Source organism: Psychrobacter lutiphocae DSM 21542 (assembly GCF_000382145.1).
GTDB classification, from domain to species: domain Bacteria; phylum Pseudomonadota; class Gammaproteobacteria; order Pseudomonadales; family Moraxellaceae; genus Psychrobacter; species Psychrobacter lutiphocae.
In genome coordinates this window covers 58,967-76,206 of record NZ_KB907629.1, presented here as the reverse complement: position 1 = coordinate 76,206, position 17,240 = coordinate 58,967, and the positions used below count along the sequence as shown (strand labels likewise).

At 40.0% G+C, this 17,240-nt stretch carries 16 protein-coding genes; 6 read left to right on the top strand and 10 right to left on the bottom strand.

Features of this window, described 5'->3' with window-relative positions:
* Positions 1-157 precede the first annotated feature (157 nt).
* Positions 158-1,180 (top strand): multidrug resistance efflux transporter family protein, encoded by a 1,023-nt coding sequence (locus tag H140_RS0104615; RefSeq protein WP_026348830.1) that lies wholly within the window; start codon positions 158-160, stop codon positions 1,178-1,180.
* Positions 1,181-1,390: 210 nt separating this feature from the next.
* On the opposite strand, the gene H140_RS0104610 is transcribed toward H140_RS0104615, so the two are convergent.
* From H140_RS0104610 to yghU, 3 genes are all read right to left on the bottom strand, one after another.
* Entirely contained in the window at positions 1,391-2,938 is a 1,548-nt protein-coding gene (locus H140_RS0104610) for a DEAD/DEAH box helicase (protein ID WP_019672490.1), read from the bottom strand.
* 366 nt (positions 2,939-3,304) lie between these two features.
* Entirely contained in the window at positions 3,305-3,460 is a 156-nt protein-coding gene (locus H140_RS16195; RefSeq protein ID WP_227672956.1) for a type II toxin-antitoxin system RelB/DinJ family antitoxin, read from the bottom strand.
* Positions 3,461-3,716: 256 nt separating this feature from the next.
* Entirely contained in the window at positions 3,717-4,574 is an 858-nt protein-coding gene (gene yghU, locus H140_RS0104600) for a glutathione-dependent disulfide-bond oxidoreductase (protein WP_019672488.1), read from the bottom strand.
* 478 nt (positions 4,575-5,052) lie between these two features.
* Between yghU and H140_RS0104595 the strand changes: the two genes are divergently transcribed.
* From H140_RS0104595 to gdhA, 3 genes are all read left to right on the top strand, one after another.
* Positions 5,053-5,895, top strand: coding sequence for an alpha/beta fold hydrolase (locus H140_RS0104595; protein WP_019672487.1), 843 nt, complete (start codon positions 5,053-5,055; stop codon positions 5,893-5,895).
* Positions 5,896-6,070: 175 nt separating this feature from the next.
* Positions 6,071-7,507 (top strand): DHA2 family efflux MFS transporter permease subunit, encoded by a 1,437-nt coding sequence (locus tag H140_RS0104590; RefSeq protein ID WP_019672486.1) that lies wholly within the window; start codon positions 6,071-6,073, stop codon positions 7,505-7,507.
* Between the two features lie 221 nt (positions 7,508-7,728).
* Complete coding sequence (gene gdhA, locus H140_RS0104585; RefSeq protein WP_019672485.1) at positions 7,729-9,075, top strand: NADP-specific glutamate dehydrogenase; 1,347 nt, start codon at positions 7,729-7,731, stop codon at positions 9,073-9,075.
* Positions 9,076-9,201: 126 nt separating this feature from the next.
* Here gdhA and H140_RS0104580 read toward each other — a convergent pair whose 3' ends face one another.
* The 4 genes from H140_RS0104580 to H140_RS0104565 form a co-directional block, all read right to left on the bottom strand.
* Positions 9,202-9,945 (bottom strand): hypothetical protein, encoded by a 744-nt coding sequence (locus tag H140_RS0104580; RefSeq protein WP_019672484.1) that lies wholly within the window; start codon positions 9,943-9,945, stop codon positions 9,202-9,204.
* A complete protein-coding gene (locus H140_RS0104575; protein WP_019672483.1) occupies positions 9,938-10,681 on the bottom strand; it encodes a YidX family protein in 744 nt (247 codons plus the stop codon). The genes H140_RS0104580 and H140_RS0104575 overlap by 8 nt, the downstream gene beginning before the upstream one ends.
* 189 nt (positions 10,682-10,870) lie before the next feature.
* Complete coding sequence (locus H140_RS0104570; RefSeq protein ID WP_019672482.1) at positions 10,871-11,386, bottom strand: arsenate reductase ArsC; 516 nt, start codon at positions 11,384-11,386, stop codon at positions 10,871-10,873.
* Between the two features lie 69 nt (positions 11,387-11,455).
* Entirely contained in the window at positions 11,456-12,745 is a 1,290-nt protein-coding gene (locus H140_RS0104565) for an arsenic transporter (protein WP_019672481.1), read from the bottom strand.
* 136 nt (positions 12,746-12,881) lie between these two features.
* On the opposite strand from H140_RS0104565, the gene H140_RS15435 reads away from it, so the two are divergent.
* Positions 12,882-13,154, top strand: a complete 273-nt coding sequence (locus H140_RS15435; protein ID WP_083932682.1) for an ArsR/SmtB family transcription factor — start codon at positions 12,882-12,884, stop codon at positions 13,152-13,154.
* Positions 13,155-13,202: 48 nt separating this feature from the next.
* Complete coding sequence (locus H140_RS0104560) at positions 13,203-14,138, top strand: universal stress protein (protein ID WP_019672480.1); 936 nt, start codon at positions 13,203-13,205, stop codon at positions 14,136-14,138.
* A gap of 181 nt (positions 14,139-14,319) precedes the next feature.
* Here H140_RS0104560 and H140_RS13920 read toward each other — a convergent pair whose 3' ends face one another.
* From H140_RS13920 to cysT, 3 genes are all read right to left on the bottom strand, one after another.
* Positions 14,320-15,042 carry a sulfate/molybdate ABC transporter ATP-binding protein gene (locus H140_RS13920; protein ID WP_019672479.1) on the bottom strand — a complete coding sequence of 241 codons (723 nt, stop codon included), beginning with the start codon at positions 15,040-15,042 and terminating at the stop codon, positions 14,320-14,322.
* Positions 15,043-15,076: 34 nt separating this feature from the next.
* On the bottom strand, positions 15,077-16,153 hold the full coding sequence (gene cysW, locus H140_RS13915) for a sulfate ABC transporter permease subunit CysW (protein ID WP_019672478.1): 1,077 nt from the start codon (positions 16,151-16,153) through the stop codon (positions 15,077-15,079).
* 62 nt (positions 16,154-16,215) lie between these two features.
* Positions 16,216-17,100 (bottom strand): sulfate ABC transporter permease subunit CysT, encoded by an 885-nt coding sequence (cysT, locus tag H140_RS0104545; RefSeq protein ID WP_019672477.1) that lies wholly within the window; start codon positions 17,098-17,100, stop codon positions 16,216-16,218.
* Between the last annotated feature and the right edge of the window lie 140 nt (positions 17,101-17,240).

The window sequence follows — 17,240 nt, the reverse complement described above, 5'->3', positions numbered from 1 at the left end:
AAATACCTTTTTTTATTATAAACATAGTTTACAGTCAAAGAAATCTAAAATGGTTGCAAAGCAACCGAGCGCAAGTACTACAAAGGTTGGCTTAGCGAGGTTGACACCATAACCGTTTAGTATTTCACTGACTATATAGCCAAATACTGGATTTCCAATGCTAAAACTGATAGTCATCGGCTTGTTGGCAGGCGTTTTTTTTAGCTCAACCTTTGTACTCAATGAACTCATGAGTCATGCCAATGGCCATTGGTTTTGGTCGGCCAGCCTTAGATACTTATTTATGTTTGCTATCTTGACCCTAGTTATTGGCGCTCAACATGGCTTGCAGAGAATTATTGATCTATTTGCGATTTTTACCAAGCATTGGCGCTTTTGGTGTGTCACCGGTGGTATAGGTTCTGGGCTATTTTATGCCGGTATCTGCTATGCTGCAGATCATGCCAGTGGCTGGGTGGTGGCCTCTACCTTTATGTTTACTGTGGTTGCCAGCTTATTTGTGCTTGCCGCTTTTGGTCAGCGTTTTTCTAAGCAGGTGATTGTCTTTGCTTTGCTTATCTTTTTGGGCGTAGTACTGGTTAATCTTAGTGAAGTCAGTCAGGCTAGTCCAACAGAAGCAGTCAGCGGCAGTAGCAGTGGCTGGCAAGTGATAGTTTTTGGTGCATTGCCTGCGTTAGTTGCCGCGTTTAGTTATCCATTTGGCAATCAGTTGGTATGGCAAGCGTCACACAATGCCAGTAACCAGTCTAGCACCAGCAACACTACAAGCGATACTTTATTGCCCGTCAGTCTGCTACACAGATTCATTCCTACCATAGAGACTGACTTATTAAGCAATGCTTTTAATAAGATATGGCTAATGACCTTGGGCAGCTTTCCGCTTTGGGGGTTATTGGCAGTGGTGATACGACCGCCTTTACCAAATGCTGATCAGGTATTTAATACTTTTTTGGTCGCTTTGTTTTCAGGGATTATTGCCACTGCGCTGTTTTTGTATGCTCGGGGACAGGCACGTAGCTCACAGCAAGTTGCCGGTGTTGATGCCACTCAAGCAAGTGAGATTATTTTTGCGTTAATAGGCGGAATTATTTTACTGGGTACGCCCTTGCCTTCTGTTACTGGCATTATTGGTATTATGTTGATTATGAGCGGTTTGGTTTTGTTTGCCAAATATGCTTAGAGCTTAACAGCTGTTTTTAACATCAATGATCTTTAACACCAACAGCCTTTAACACTAACAACGATTTTAACCAGCCAATAAATAACCAAAAAAAAGACCATTCCCTATAAAGGAACGGTCTTTTTTGCTTATAAGTTGATTTCTTATCAGTTTGTTATTGATTAATTGATGACAGTATCACTAACGAATCAATAACTAACTAACAATTTACTAGCCATTGCTGCTGCGACGGGCTGGACGACCTTCGCCTGAGCGAGAAGCGGCACTGCGACGCTGTCCACCTGGCTTACCAGCACTTGAGCCGGCAGGTTTACCAAAGCGACGGCCTGCTGGCTTGCCACTTGGACGACCAGCGCCATTGCCACGTCTTTCGCCACCAGCATTGTCTGCTGATTTGCCACGATAGCCACCGCCACCGTTTGCGCCACGACGGTTGCCCGCACCTGGACCACCACGACGATTGCCACCACGGCCACGTTTTGCGCCTGTGCCAACTTTCATATCTTTGGTGTTTTTCTTAGGTGCCATACCATCAACTTCTTCAACTGACATGGTGCGCTTTAAATAACGGTTGATGGCGTCAAGTTGTGGACGATCATCGATGCTACAAATGTTAATAGCGATACCAGTACGGCCAGCACGACCACTACGACCGATGCGATGCACGTAATCTTCAGTTTGACGTGGTAAGTCATAGTTAAATACATGGGTAATACCGCTCACATCAATACCACGAGCGGCAACGTCGGTTGCTACTAGGATAGTGATTTTGCCCGCTTTTACATCATTAATAATGCGTGTGCGTTTGGCTTGTGGCAAGTCACCGTGTAGGAAGCTGGCTTTATGACCCTGTTCTTTCAAGCTTTTTGCTAAGGTTTCACAGCTGCGCTTAGTAGCAGCAAAGATAATCGCTTGATTCACATCTTTTTGCGTCAGTAAGCTGTCTAATAGACGGTTTTTATGATTAAAGTCATCTGCATAATATACAGACTCATCAATGTGCTTAGTTTCTGCTTTAATATCAATACGTTCTGGATTGTTAGTGAAGCTGGCAGCAATCTTGCCGACAGGACCATCCCAAGTTGCAGAACACATAATGGTTTGGCGAGTTTTTGGTGCCGCTTTCATTACTTTTTCGATATCTTCAGCAAAGCCCATGTCTAACATGCGATCCGCTTCATCAAGAATTAGAATATCTAGCTCTGATAAGTCGATACGACCTGAGTTCATGTGATCAATAAAACGACCTGGGGTAGCGATAATCACTTGCACACCTTTGTTTAAGGCACGAATCTGACCACCGTAAGGGGCGCCGCCTACTAAAGGCACACTAAAGATATTGCGAGTTTTTGAACTATATTGACGTACGCTGTCGCTAACTTGGTTGGCAAGTTCACGAGTTGGCGTTAAGATGACGGTATGCACAACTTTGTTGGTTGCTTTATCACGAATGATTTTATCAAGCATAGGTAGAACGAAAGCAGCTGTTTTACCACTACCCGTTTGGGCAGATAGCAATAAGTCACGACCGGCTAATGCAGGCGGAATTGACTGAGCTTGAATAGGCGTTGGGTGCTTGTAGCCACTTGAAGTTAAGGCAGCCAAAATTTCAGGTGCTAAGTCAAGGTCAACAAAGGTGACTTGATCTTCGGTTTCTACGTTTGTATTTGGGTGTGTTTTGTCGTTTAAATCTTGATTAGTAACAACGCCTTCGATTTCGTTAGCGGCATTGTTTAAAAGAGTTTCTAAGTTTGACATATTGTGTCCAGTATATATTACCGTCACTAGAATGTATTGCCGATGCTGAAGGCAATGAGTGAGCGGTTAAAAAATTATAGGCACAACACAGATAAGCGTGTATTAAGTAGTACATCCTATGTACAGGTTAATCACGTATTTTGGTGGTTGTTACCGTGAATATATTAGCAATCATGACAATGTGTCATGCATTGAACTAATAACAAAATCATCGGCAACAATCTTAAAAGGTGTCTTCTCCAGACGACAATTGCGGGCGATGTTATCAATCAGCAAGGCGCTAGTATAACACAACTATTTGTAATAGGTGGGTTATTTTCTAAATTATTTAAAAAAAGGGTCGTCTACTCTAAGCAGTCTATATGTTTATGACTCCAGCAATTCATCTAATGTGCTTTCGGTATAATCACCGCTTTCAAGCTCTGCTATGGCTTGTAGAGTGCTGGCGCTCGGTTGTTGTTTGTAATCAAAAGACAAAGGAACGGTATTGGTTTCAGCCACTTGATTAAGAAATAGTTTAATTGCTTGTGACGGCGTTAAACCATAACCATCAAATACTGAAAATGCTTTATCTTTTAACTCTTAGTATCAAGTTGAATATTATAATTAGTTGTCGTCATCATCTGACTTCTTATTGACATCCGTACTTATAATGTAAGGCTAATGTACATAAATATCAACACAACCAACCCATTTTTATGTCGTAAGGCAGTGACAAACTGCTAAGCAGAGTGTCACTGTAAAATATAAACTGAGTACAAATATAAACTAAGAGCAATTAATGCAGTGGCGTTAACTCCAGCTCAACAGCACGTTTGACCGCCGGACGCTGCGCAATTTGTTTTGCCCAGCGCTGCAAATGCGTGTACTGATCAACTTGCAAAAACTCCCCTGCTCGCTCATAAGACTCATCCAGTGCCAAACGCCCATACCAAGGCCAAATCAGCATATCAACAATACTATAATAGTCTTCACCATCACCAAGCATATACTCACGCTTGGCCAAATGCTGATCTAGCACATCCAACTGGCGCTTGGTCTCCATCGTAAATCTATCTATCGGATACTGCATCGGATACGGTGCATAGTTAAAGAAGTGTCCAAAGCCGCCACCGACATAAGGAGCACTTGCCATCTGCCACATTGACCAGCTTAAATAGTCTGCGTATTTTTGTTTGTCACTCGTATCTGGGGCAAATTTGTCAAACTTCTCTGCCAAATACATCAAGATAGCGCCTGATTCAAACAGTCTAACCGGATTTTGCTTATCACTATAATCAACCAGTGCTGGAATCTTTGAGTTCGGGTTAATGGCGACAAAATCAGAACCAAACTGATCCAACTCCATGATGTCAATTTTGTAAGCATCATAGCCTGCACCTTCGACACCAAGCTCAGCCAACTCTTCTAGCAATATATTTACTTTAATGCCATTGGGTGTATTCAGCGAATACAGCTGCAATGGTTGTTCGCCAACTGGCAACGTCTGCTCATGACGTGCCCCTGCCGTTGGGCGGTTAATAGAGGTGAATTTACCACCATTGTCTGCAACCGGCTCCCATACTTTTGGCGGTGTATAGTCGATGTTATTAATAGTGGTCTGATTGTTTAAATCATTGATATAAGTGGTATTCATAATTTTGTCCTAATTTTTATTAACGATATTTTAGTAATACTATTATAGGATATAGTCTATCAATACATCAAAAGCAGTACTGTTATTTAAATCAATCGTTTTAAATAACTAGTAAATTTATTAGTTTATTTTAATGGCAGCTTTATTAACTGATTTAAAAAAAGATAGCCACAGTGACGAGTAACTATACTAGATTTTATTGACAAGCATCCACACAAGGGATTGATAGTAATGGATAACTATATAAAAGAGCTATTCTCGCTTTTTTGCGCTTTATTTTTTATCCTATATTATTCTATGGATAATGGCGGTTAAGGTAGCTATGCTGGCTTGGAGATAGCCTTATTAACAAAAGTTAGTTCCTAGAAATAGTTCCTAAAAATAGAGACAAACCCCATTAATAAATTCCCCCACGAGTTTTTATTAACAAAATTTTAATGCTATGATTACTTCCAAATAGGATTAAGGATAATCTATCGTGACAAGTTTTCAATTTAAAACCACTAATGGTGCCTACCCAGTTAATGTCAATATTAACCCCTCTTCTACTGAACACCGCCCAAACCAAGCATTAATCGATAAAGCATCAAAAACAACCATCATATTTCTAAATGCACTAGGCGTTCCCTTACGAAAATATAGCAAGTTTATAAACGGCTTGACTGAAAAAGGGTTTACTGTTATCAGTACCGATTATCCAAATTGTGGTGAAAATACGCCACATATAAAACGGGGCATTGATTACGGCTACGATGAGCTGGTGAATCATTTTGTGCATAATTTAGTTCAAATAGCCAAAGACCATACGCCTGACAATGATATCGTTTTAATAGGTCATAGTCTGGGTGGGCATCTCGGTACAATTTATTCTGCGATTCACAATGTACCTGTTATAGGTATCGCTTGTGGTAGTACCCATTACAAAAGTTGGAAAGGTCGTGGACGTATTAGGATATTGCTGGCGGTTGCCGTGATTCAGGCTTTGATAAGAGTTTATGGGTTTCTGCCTGGTTATAAGATAGGTTTGGGTGAACGAGAAGCCAAAACCATGATGCAAGAATGGTGTGAAACTGCTTTGACAGGAAAATTTGATTATATCACGCAGCCACTTGACACAGATAAGGGGCATGGTTTATATATTAATATAGAAGGTGATAAATTTGCACCTATGCTGTCTACTTGGAAGTTGGCTCAGATGTGTTCTAGGTCAAAAGTTATTCAAGTAACTCTTGATGATGATCTAATAGGAAATCCTCATGGGGTGTGGATTAAAAGACCAGAGATAGTTATAAATGCTGTTTGTGATAATTTAGACTTTTAACCTTTAAACGGTTTTTAAAGACGAAAAGAAATAGATACACTAACATTAACACTAAATAAGGCAGGTTATCTTCGTGATAGAATGCTTCGTTTACTCTGATAAACTTTAGGGGCTATCAATCCCGTGAATGAGTTCTATACAGCCCCTAATATTACCTAAATATTTAGCTTGCCTTATGTCCAATGACTCGAATAATTCTATTAAAACAACTCTTTTATCAGAAGATACAGAACCAAAAGTTAAACTAACAGCCGCACAAATAAAGTTTCTGCCGTATGTAATGGCAGTTGCTCTATTCATGCAAATTTTAGATGCTAGTATCTTAAATACCGCTTTACCACGTATGGCTATTGCGCTTGGTGAGTCACCGCTAAAAATGCAATGGGCAGTTATTAGTTACGCATTAACCTTGGCTATCTTTATACCGATTAGCGGTTATTTAGCAGATAAGTTTGGTACTCGCAGAGTGTTTTTTTCTTCGTTAATTATATTTAGTATTGGTTCCTTATTTTGTGCCTTATCTCCAACTCTTAATGTGTTAGTGGCTTCTAGAGTATTGCAAGGCATTGGCGGTGCAATGATGACACCTGTTGCACGCCTGATATTATTTAAATCGTTTCCGCGCAATCAGTTGCTTACTGTCATGAATTATGCAGTGATACCAGCATTGATTGCGCCACTGATTGGACCTTTAATCGGTGGTTATATTGTTGAATATGCCAGTTGGGAATGGATTTTTTTGATAAATATTCCTATGGGTGCTTTGGGACTGGCAATTGCCATGAAGTTTGTGCCCGACTTATCAGAAAACGTTGCTAAGTTTGACTGGGCTGGGTTTGCCTTGTTTGCAGCAGCAGCAGCGTTATTGACCCTTGCCGTTGAAATGGTTTCAAGACCCGAAAGCACTATCGTAGGAGTTGTCTTTATCGGACTGGGTATAGCATTATTGTTTGGTTATTTTGCTCATGCCAAGCATAAATTAGCACCTCTATTCCCACTTTCATTATTTTCGGTGCGTACTTTTAGAGTGGGTATTGTTGGCAACCTATTTACCCGATTGGGTATTAGTGGTGTTCCCTATTTAATGCCCCTGTTATTACAAGTTGCTTTTCATTATACGCCTTCCCAAGCTGGCTGGTTGCTGATGCCTATTGCCGCTGGGTCTATGTTAGTAAAACCTTGGGTAAGCCCTATTATTCGAAAGTTCAGCTACCGTAAAGTCTTGCTTTTCAATACAACACTACTTGGTATTTTAATCATCATGTTAGGACAGTTAGATGCTAAGATGCCATGGTACTTTATTGCGCCTGTACTCTTTCTCATGGGTGGTTGTAATTCATTACAATTCAGTGCTATGAATACCATCACTATCGGAGACTTAAAAGGCACACAAACCAGCAGTGGTAATAGTTTAATGGCAGTTAATCAACAGCTTGCTATGAGCTTTGGCTTAGCATTTGGTGCGACCGTCTTGGTGATATTTAGTGAACGCTTTAATTTTGAAGTTGCCACAGCTTTTACAAGTACTTTTTGGGTGATGGGTGTTTTAACTATTTTATCTGGATTTTACTTTTTACGTCTGAATACTGATGATGGTCGTGGTATGTATTGAGCTCCAACGGACATTAAAACAAGCAACTAACTTTTGAATATTCCGCACCTACACTTTGTTAATTTATATAAATAAAAAAACTTTATTTTGTTTAAATACATATGAATTAGTAATGAGTTCATCTTGTGTCATAAAAATATGTTGAATTTATGACAAAATTACTGTAATTTTTTCAATCGCGGTAATACAACTCCAATTTGATTTTGATAAGGACAGGGCCTATGAGTATGCAAGACGTCATCAATAGCATTGAACAACGCTATCCCCATCAACCTGAGTTCATTCAAGCGGTCAAAGAGGTCGCGAGCACCATTCAAGTTGTTTATGACCGAGACCCAAATTTTGCAAAATACAAAGTATTTGAACGTCTCACAGAACCAGATCGTATCATAAGCTTTCGAATCAATTGGGAAGATGATGAAGGCAACATCCAAATTAACCGTGGCTGGCGTGTCCAATTTAGCAATGCCATCGGTCCTTACAAAGGCGGCATCCGCTTCCACCCCACAGTTAACGAGTCTATCTTAAAGTTCTTAGGCTTCGAACAAATCTTCAAAAACGCACTTACCGGCCTACCTATGGGCGGCGCTAAAGGCGGCTCTGACTTCAATCCTGAAGACAAATCTGATAATGAAATTCGCCGTTTTTGTTATGCCTTTATCCGCGAGCTATATCACTACATTGGTCAAGATATGGATGTGCCGGCCGGTGATATTGGCGTCAGTGGCAAAGAGGTTAGCTATATGTTTGCCATGTACAAAAACTTAAGCCATGAATACACAGGCGTATTAACTGGTAAAGGTGTTGGTTTTGGTGGCAGTTTGTGTCGCTCTGAAGCCACAGGTTATGGCGCAGTTTACTTCTTACAAAATATGCTAAAAGCCCGCAATGACAACATCGAGGGCAAAACGGTCTTAGTATCAGGTGCAGGGAACGTTGCCGTACATGCGGCCGAAAAAGCATTGGCCTTGGGCGCAAAAGTAATCACTCTATCCGACTCAAAAGGTACTTTGTACGATGAGCTGGGCTTTACTCAAGAAAAGATTGATTGGGTAAAACAACAAAAAGCAGCCCGTCGTCCTTTATTTGAGTATCATCGTGAATTTGGTGGTTTATGGATACCCGGTGCAAAACCTTGGCAGTTTGATGGGGATATCGCCATCCCTTGTGCCACTCAAAACGAAGTGACCGAAGAAGATGCAAGAAGCATGTTCGAGCATGGTATTCGCTATGTGGTCGAAGGCGCGAATATGCCGCTAGATGCTGATGCCATTGACTATGTACGTGCCAAAAAGATGCACTATGCCCCAGGTAAAGCTGCTAACGCAGGTGGTGTTGCAGTATCAGGTCTAGAAATGTCCCAAAACTCTGTGCGTCAATATCGAACATTTGAAGACGTTGACCAACAGCTTCAGATCATCATGCGCAATATTCATGATGATGCCGCTGCTGCTGCCGCTGAGTATGGCTTTAACTGTGATGAGTGCATTGACTATATGTCAGGTGCTAATATTGCAGGTTATAATCGTGTCGCTAATGCCTTGATTGCTTATGGTATTTTAAACTAATTCAAACTGATTTAACTTAAATCCAAGAGCTATAAAATAAGCAATAAAGCAATAAAACAAAAGGTAAGTCTATCAATATGATGGACTTACCTTTTTTATAACTAATTATTTTTATGGATAATCAGCTTACAAGCCTTCAAACGCCTTGCCAATTAGTAAAATCTGTAATGGTAAGGTTATGGCATCCACAACCACAGATATCGGAATAACCCCAATTTCTGTTTGATTTTTCGACCGCTTAGCTTGTAGATAATCTATCTGTACTGGCAGGCCTTGTTGTAAATGATAACTACTGCAATTAAGGCTGGTACAAGTAATATCTTGTTGTGAGACAGCCTGATACATCCCTCCTTGCAAATCAAGATGACAGTTGCCATAAGGCTCAGTGGTTGACGGCTTACACAGCTGCGACAACAAGTTTTGTTGCTGTACATTTAAACCAGATGCACTACCTTGCTGACTAGACTGCTGATTAGGTGTAAGCTGATAACTAAAATCAAGACGAATAATCACCGTATTATCAGAATAAGCCTGGATATAAACGGGATGCTTAATGTGCAAATTATTCTGATCTAAGCTAGTCAACTGCTCAAGCAAGTCATCCCCTCTTGATATCAGATAGGAATGTTGATCTGCCAAAAGCACCATGCCTTTTTGACGTATTCCTTGATAGCTAGGATAGCCAATATTACGAATGACATCTGATTTTCTGTGGTTAATTTTGCTTGTGGCAGACAGCCCATCAGACACCTTGTCAGGTAACATGGTATTCATCCTAGATATACAACCTGTCATTTGCGTTGTCACCAACGCCACGCTTAATAAAGCCAGCTTTAGCTTAAAAAGTGAAAAACCCCTGATGCTATTCATGCATCACCGCCAAAGTAGCCCCCACCCCTATCAACTGAAAAGGCAAAGTAACCACATCAATAACAGCAGTTATCGGCAAGGCTAATAAATTAGCTTGATGCTTATATTGTCTCGTGGCGACTTGTTGAATGACAATGGGTTGTCCTTGTCTAAAAGGTGTCTTAGCTATAAATTGTTGACTGGCTTGATACAGTTTGCCATCAAGATAAATTTGACAGCGATAGTATTCGCTTTTTATTTTATAGTCATTGATATGCGATAATTCAGAGTGAGGATGGCTCTGTATTTTCTCAGCCTCTACGGTACTATTCATGAGATGACAAAACTGATCCAATATTGTAACCTCATGTTTCTGATAGTTAGCATCAGGCTTATCGTAGTTGAACTTTAAAAAAGTGCGCAACTCGTTATTGTTGCCACGATTAACATAAATGGGATTTTCAAATTGCAAGTACTGTGAATCAAGCTTGGCAGTCAATTGAACTTTATCCGCTCCTTGCTCAATTAAGTAAGTATATTTATCACCAAAAAACACGAGCTTTTCTTTTTTTTCATCGGTTGTAACCTTCCCCATTTGGCGAATAATATCGCTATCCACTGTTGTATATGTCTCTTGGAATCTGGTTTTGTTAGCTTTGCTAACGGTCGCCACTGATAGACAGCCATTTATTGTTAGTAACATAAATGATAGTGTGAGTATGGTAATGGTTTTGGTTGATTTAGATAAGGGACGCATAGTTATATCTATTTTTGTTGATATGTGTTATTTGGATTTTATCAATTAATGGCTGTAAATACTTTACCTAAAAAAATAACTTATCTTTCTATCTTTTTATCTCTGTTAAGCTTGCTAGATTATGACGTACGTATGAGTAACTATTTTTTAGGATTTTTTGCTTAGGCTATTTTATATATTAATAAAGATTTATTTATCCACCAAATTCAATAAAGCTGGCTTGCGCTCGGATTCAGGCAATTTTGCTACTTGTATTAGCTGTTCTACCCTATGCTCAATAGCAGCGATAGCTTGTTCAAAGTTATTTTTAGTTTGAAGATTATTATGGGTATTTTTTGATGGATCTGCCAAACCCCAATGTAACTTAATTAAGGTAGGCAACTCACCTAGCCAAATTGGACAACTTTCACCAGCTGCATTATCACAGACTGTAATAAGTACATCGGGTTCAAAACCAGCCATATACTCTTTATCATCCCAGCTATTACTAGACAAACCTTGTGTCGAATAGCCTGCTTTAGTTAAATATAATAGAGTTAAAGGATGCACCTCACCTGCTGGTGCGCTTCCTGCGCTTTTGGTCTCAACTAAGGCTGAGCCATTCCCAGCGTCTATGTTGGCTTTATACTGATTGGTAATGGCTTCTGATAAAATGCTACGACAGCGATTGTGTGTACAGATGTAAAGTATTTTTAAAGGGTTCAAATTTTTTCCTTAATTTAATAGGTGTTATTTGTTTTATATCATTATTAATTGCTTAGGCTATTTTATTTATTAACTAATAATAGGCAACCACATGGCTAAAGCTACCAAAGTAGCTAATAAGACGGGGACGGTAAGCACTATACCTACCTTAAAATAATACCCCCAGCTAATTACCACCTCTTTAGTTGCTAGTACGTGTAGCCATAATAAAGTCGCTAAAGACCCAATAGGTGTAATTTTAGGTCCCAAATCACAGCCAATGACATTGGCATACACCATGGCTTGGGTAATGGTATTTGTTTGCGTAGTATCTGTTATCGCTAACGATTGTATTAAAACCGTAGGCATATTATTCATAACCGAGGATAGCCCTGCTGACATAAAGCCTGTGCCTATGGTAGCCACCCATATTCCCTGTTGACCTAAGCTATTTAGTGCTATGGTTAAATAATCAGTTAAACCTTCATTTTTAAGACCATATACCACCAAATACATTCCCAAAGAAAATACCACCACTTGCCAAGGTGCTTCTTTAAGAACAGTCGGTACAGATAGCTTTTTATTGATCAATGCAGTTGCCACTAATGTCAGTGCCCCTACTCCAGCGATAAAGCTAATAGGGATACCCATGGGTTCTAGAACGAAGAAACCGACTAATAAAGACACCAAGACCAGCCAGCCCATATAAAAGGTTGCAGTGTCTTTTATAGCTGTCTTAGGCAGAGGCAAGCTTTCAACATCATAGCTATCGGGTATGTCACGACGATAGAAAAAATAAAGCACGAATAGTGAACTAAAAACTGATACCAAGTTAACAGGTAACATTACCTGAGCATAACGGTCAAAGGATATATTAAAAAAGTCTGCTGACACGATGTTCACTAAGTTTGAAACAACTAAGGGTAAACTAGCAGTATCTGCTATAAAGCCAGCTGCCATTATAAAGGCCAACGTAGTGGCTGCTGACACCCTCATTTTAAGTAGCATGGCTATGACAATAGGCGTCAAAATAAGGGCCGCCCCATCATTAGCAAATAACGCCGCTACCACAGCACCCAACAACACTATAAGCGCAAATAGTTTTTTGGCATTGCCACCACCAAGCCGAGCCATGTGCAAGGCAATCCATTCAAAAAACCCAGCTTGATCTAACAATAAGCTGATAATAATAATGGCAATAAACGCAAAAGTAGCATTCCAAACTATATCCCAAACCACAGGAATATCTTGTATAGATATAACGCCAGCGATAAGAGCCACGATCGCACCTATGCTTGCACTAATACCGATTCCTAGTCCTTTTGGTTGCCAGATAACAAATACTAAGGTGATGATAAATATGAATACAGCGACAAGCATAGAACCTCTCAAGTGTCGAGTTAATGTGCTAATATGAATAAAAACCTGCTTTAAAATTATTATAATATATTCGGATAAGCGAATATATAGCCTACTACACAGCTTTGGACTTATTTGAAAACTATCGAGATAAAACATGCAACCCGTTACTTTCTTTAAGGCTTTATCTGATCCAACGCGACTCAAATTAATGGTAGAAATAAGTAATCATGACGCTATTTGCGTTTGTGATTTGATAGAAAGGTTAGAACAACCACAACCTACTATATCGCGTCACTTGTCTCATCTTCGCAACGCAGGATTAGTAACCTGTGAGCGCAAAGGGACATGGATGTGGTATGCTTTAGCCCCAGAGCTACCACAATGGTGCAATGAGACTATTAGCTATATAGATCTGCAAGATATCTAGCAACAACTAAACAAAAGAATAAGTAATACAGACAATAGGGAAGTTAATATGCCAAACTCAGATTACACTGGCACAAACAGTCCAAACAACCTATCAAAAGCCAATCAAAGCATATTAGCCTGTATTGATGGCTCAAATGTGACACAATCAGTTTGTGACTATGCAGCTTGGTATGCCAGCCAACTAAATTTATCTATCTCACTGTTACATGTCATTGAAGTGCCCAAATCGAAGCGCCATGATTTAAGCGGCACTATTGGTATGGGTGGCCATAAATCATTAATGCAAGAGATAGCCTTGCTTGATGAAAAAAAGGCAAGGATTGCAAATAAACATGGTGACACATTACTTAAAAATGCAAAATCTTATATCACACAGTCTAAGGCGAATACTCAGGCTAACGTTGCAATACAGGCTCACTTACGCCATAGCAAGCTACTACCAGCAATAGAACACTTACTCAAAAATACACACGCTATCATATTAGGACGGCGCGGCAAAGACCATCAACAAGGTCGCATTAATATCGGTAGTCAAATCGAAACTGTGGTAAGAGCAGCAGATCGCCCTATTATATTATGTTCAGAGCCGTTTCATACACCAGATTCTTTTTTGATGGCTTTTGATGGCAGTGCAACAGCAAAAAAAGCAGTTGACCTACTTTGTCATAATCAAGTTGCAAAAACGCTAAAAGGCCATCTTGTATTGGTAGGTAGTAAAGACAGTGATCGTGAAACAGCCTTATATAAAGCACAACTACAAATGCGGCAGGTAGGCATGGATATCACTGCCCATGTTATCAATAGCCAGGGCTCTGGCAATAAAGGAATAGTTAATGCACTCATTAACTTTCGTCAGACGCATGATATTAGTGTATTTGTCATCGGTGCTTATGGACACTCAAAGTTTCGCCAATTTTTTGTTGGTAGCACAACGACCAAGCTGTTGGCTCAATCTACTGTACCCGTTATATTATTAAGATAATATTGTTTAAGTTGTTACACGACAATCTAGAGGTCTAAACCTCTAGATATTGTTTAATTGTGTTGGGAAAATAAAGCCACAGCCATCTCTATATATCAAAAGCTGCGTTTGTGATACGAGTACAGCTAACCAAGTTACAAACAAAAATAGCAAACAGCTCTTATCTCTTACTTCTTATCCCTTATACTAAGTCTAAAAAGTCAGCCACAAACTCACTAGCAGGATTGCTAATTAACGCTTCAGGAGAGCCAATCTGTTCTATCGAACCATGATTCATCACCACAATCTCATCAGAAACATCCCGCGCTTCCTCTTGGTCATGAGTTACCATAATACTGGTTACTCCAAGCTCATGGTGAATGTTCTTAAGCCAAGTGCGTAGCTCTTTGCGTACTTTGGCATCTAGCGCACCAAATGGCTCATCTAATAACAATAGCTTAGGCTCAACCGCTAATGCTCGTGCCAAAGCAATCCGCTGACGCTGACCACCTGATAGCTGGTGTGGATAGGCATTGGCCAAGCTTGGCAGCTGTACCAATTGCAGTAAATAATCTACCCGCTTTTTAATCTCAGCATTTGTAGGACGCTTATCTTTGGGCAACAACTTTAAACCAAAGCCAATATTTTCACGAATAGTCTTATGCCGAAACAACGCATAATGCTGAAACATAAAGCCAATATGACGCTTTTGTACTGGGGTATCAGTTACATCCAACCCATCAAATAAGATACGCCCACGATCAGCGAACTCTAGACCTGCAATGATCCGTAGCAAAGTAGTCTTGCCACAGCCTGATGGACCTAACAAAGTGGTTAGCTTACCAGTGGGCACTGTCAAAGAAATGTCTTCTAGGGCCACGAAGTTACCAAAGCTTTTATGGATATTTTGAATATCTATGCTCATGTTATCACTCTTTTTTTATTGAAATTTACAGCACTTAGCTTATTGTCGTTGTCACTGTGACCGTTTTGGTATCGCCTTTAGGACTATTTGATTGCACACTATTTGATTCAAAGCTACTTAACTGTTGCTCAACTTGACTGCCGTTTTGACTATTTTGACTATTTTGGCTATTTTGACTATTGCTACTATTGTGACTATGACTACCCTGGTTAGAAATCACTAAAGTGGGGGCAACAATAGGATCTCTATCATCTGATTTAGCGTATTTTCGAGCTTGAAGCTTAGTCATAATTTGTTGCACTAATAAAGTAACTAACGCCAATGCAGCTAACAAGCTTGATAACGCAAAAGCTGCGGTAAAGTTATATTCGTTATAGGCAATCTCTACCAACAGTGGCATGGTGTTAGTTTCACCACGGATATGACCAGACACCACACTTACAGCCCCAAACTCACCCATAGCACGAGCATTGGTTAGGATAATGCCATATAACAACGCCCATTTAATATTCGGTAAGGTAATGTGCCAAAATACCTGCCAGCCAGAGGCGCCCAAAGTTAACGCTGCTTGTTCCTCACTGTCACCTTGCGACTGCATGACTGGAATCAACTCACGCGCAATAAACGGGAAAGTGACAAACAAAGTTGCTAACACAATACCAGGAACTGCGTATATGACCTGAAAACCCATCGACTCAAGCCAGCCACCCATAGTTGAATTAAGACCAAATAGCATTACAAACATCAAGCCTGCCACGACCGGAGATACCGAAAAAGGTAAATCTAACAAGGTAGTCACAAACTGTTTACCTTTAAACTGATAACGAGTTACTAACCAGGCAATTGCCACACCCATCACAATATTAATTGGCAAGACAATGGCTGCTGTAATCAAGGTCAGCTTAATCGCCGCTAACGCTTCAGGCTCAATCAAGGCCGCCAAATAAAGCTCCCAACCGCCTTTAAAAGCCTCATAAAACACTGCAAATAGTGGGATTACCAACATCACAAACATAAATAAAGAGGCAATACCTATAAATAAGGCACGCACCCAAGGCGCATCACGTGTGGCCGCATTATCTTGATAGTTATAACTATTCGATACTTGCATATCATTGTCCTAATTCACTGATTTACAAATGGTGTAAATATTTTACTAGTTATTTTTGCTACCTATTTAGCACCAACACGGCGTGATAAACGCCACTGTAACAAGTTAATTGCTAATAAGATGACAAATGAAATCAACAACATAAATAATGCCACCGCAGAAGCACCTTGAATATCGTACTGCTCAAGCTTACTGATAATAATCAGCGGCAAAATCTCAGACTGCATCGGAATATTACCTGCAATAAATATAACAGAGCCATACTCACCAGTAGCACGCGCAAACATCATGCCTGCCCCCATAAGTAATGCTGGAAATAACTCTGGTAAGATTACAGTACGGAATGTGGTAAGACGATTAGCACCCAATACAGCAGCAGCTTCCTCATACTCCACTGATAGCTCCTCTAATACTGGCTGTACCGCACGTACAATAAAAGGGAAGCTAACCACTACCAAAGCGAGCCAAATGCCTATCGGCGTAAATGCAACTTGGATGTCAACTTTATCAAAAAACTGACCAATCAATCCATTAGGTGCATATAAGGTTGCCAATGAGATGCCAGTCACCGCAGTTGGTAGCGCAAAAGGTAAGTCCACAAGTGCATTAATGATAGACTTACCTTTAAACTGATAACGCACCAATACCCAGGCTACCAAGGTACCAAATATCATATTGGTCAACATCGCATAAAACGACATCTTTAATGATAAGATAATCGCTGCCTGTACTTGCGGCTGAGTGATGGCGTCAACAAAACCTGTCCAGCCCATCTGAGTCGTGGTATATGCCATCATCGCAAATGGCAAAATTACCAACAAAGATAGGCTTAATACCGTAATGCCCATAGACAAGCCAAATCCTGGCAAAACATTACGCTGACGCAATCTTGTTATCCAAGAGCGTTTGCGTACTGGATGTACGGTAACTGGCGCTGTCTGCTTCATGGTACTCTCACTACTTATTAGAAAAATTTAGCATTTAAATTGATGTGCTAAATTGGGTAAAAAACTTATATATTTTTTTAGGTATTCAATCAGTGCTAATTTGTTGCTGTGAATTTGTATAGACCAAACGCTTATGCTTA

Bases quoted from the DNA above. Each gene is read 5' to 3' on its own strand.
- H140_RS0104575 (WP_019672483.1), bottom strand. From the start codon at position 10,681: ATGCGTCCCTTATCTAAATCAACCAAAACCATTACCATACTCACACTA.
- H140_RS0104560 (WP_019672480.1), top strand. From the start codon at position 13,203: ATGCCAAACTCAGATTACACTGGCACAAACAGTCCAAACAACCTATCA.
- H140_RS13920 (WP_019672479.1), bottom strand. From the start codon at position 15,042: ATGAGCATAGATATTCAAAATATCCATAAAAGCTTTGGTAACTTCGTG.
- H140_RS0104565 (WP_019672481.1), bottom strand. From the start codon at position 12,745: ATGCTTGTCGCTGTATTCATATTTATCATCACCTTAGTATTTGTTATC.
- yghU (WP_019672488.1), bottom strand. From the start codon at position 4,574: ATGAATACCACTTATATCAATGATTTAAACAATCAGACCACTATTAAT.
- H140_RS0104590 (WP_019672486.1), top strand. From the start codon at position 6,071: ATGTCCAATGACTCGAATAATTCTATTAAAACAACTCTTTTATCAGAA.
- H140_RS0104610 (WP_019672490.1), bottom strand. From the start codon at position 2,938: ATGTCAAACTTAGAAACTCTTTTAAACAATGCCGCTAACGAAATCGAA.
- cysT (WP_019672477.1), bottom strand. From the start codon at position 17,100: ATGAAGCAGACAGCGCCAGTTACCGTACATCCAGTACGCAAACGCTCT.
- cysW (WP_019672478.1), bottom strand. From the start codon at position 16,153: ATGCAAGTATCGAATAGTTATAACTATCAAGATAATGCGGCCACACGT.
- H140_RS0104580 (WP_019672484.1), bottom strand. From the start codon at position 9,945: ATGAATAGCATCAGGGGTTTTTCACTTTTTAAGCTAAAGCTGGCTTTA.
- H140_RS15435 (WP_083932682.1), top strand. From the start codon at position 12,882: ATGCAACCCGTTACTTTCTTTAAGGCTTTATCTGATCCAACGCGACTC.
- H140_RS0104615 (WP_026348830.1), top strand. From the start codon at position 158: ATGCTAAAACTGATAGTCATCGGCTTGTTGGCAGGCGTTTTTTTTAGC.
- gdhA (WP_019672485.1), top strand. From the start codon at position 7,729: ATGAGTATGCAAGACGTCATCAATAGCATTGAACAACGCTATCCCCAT.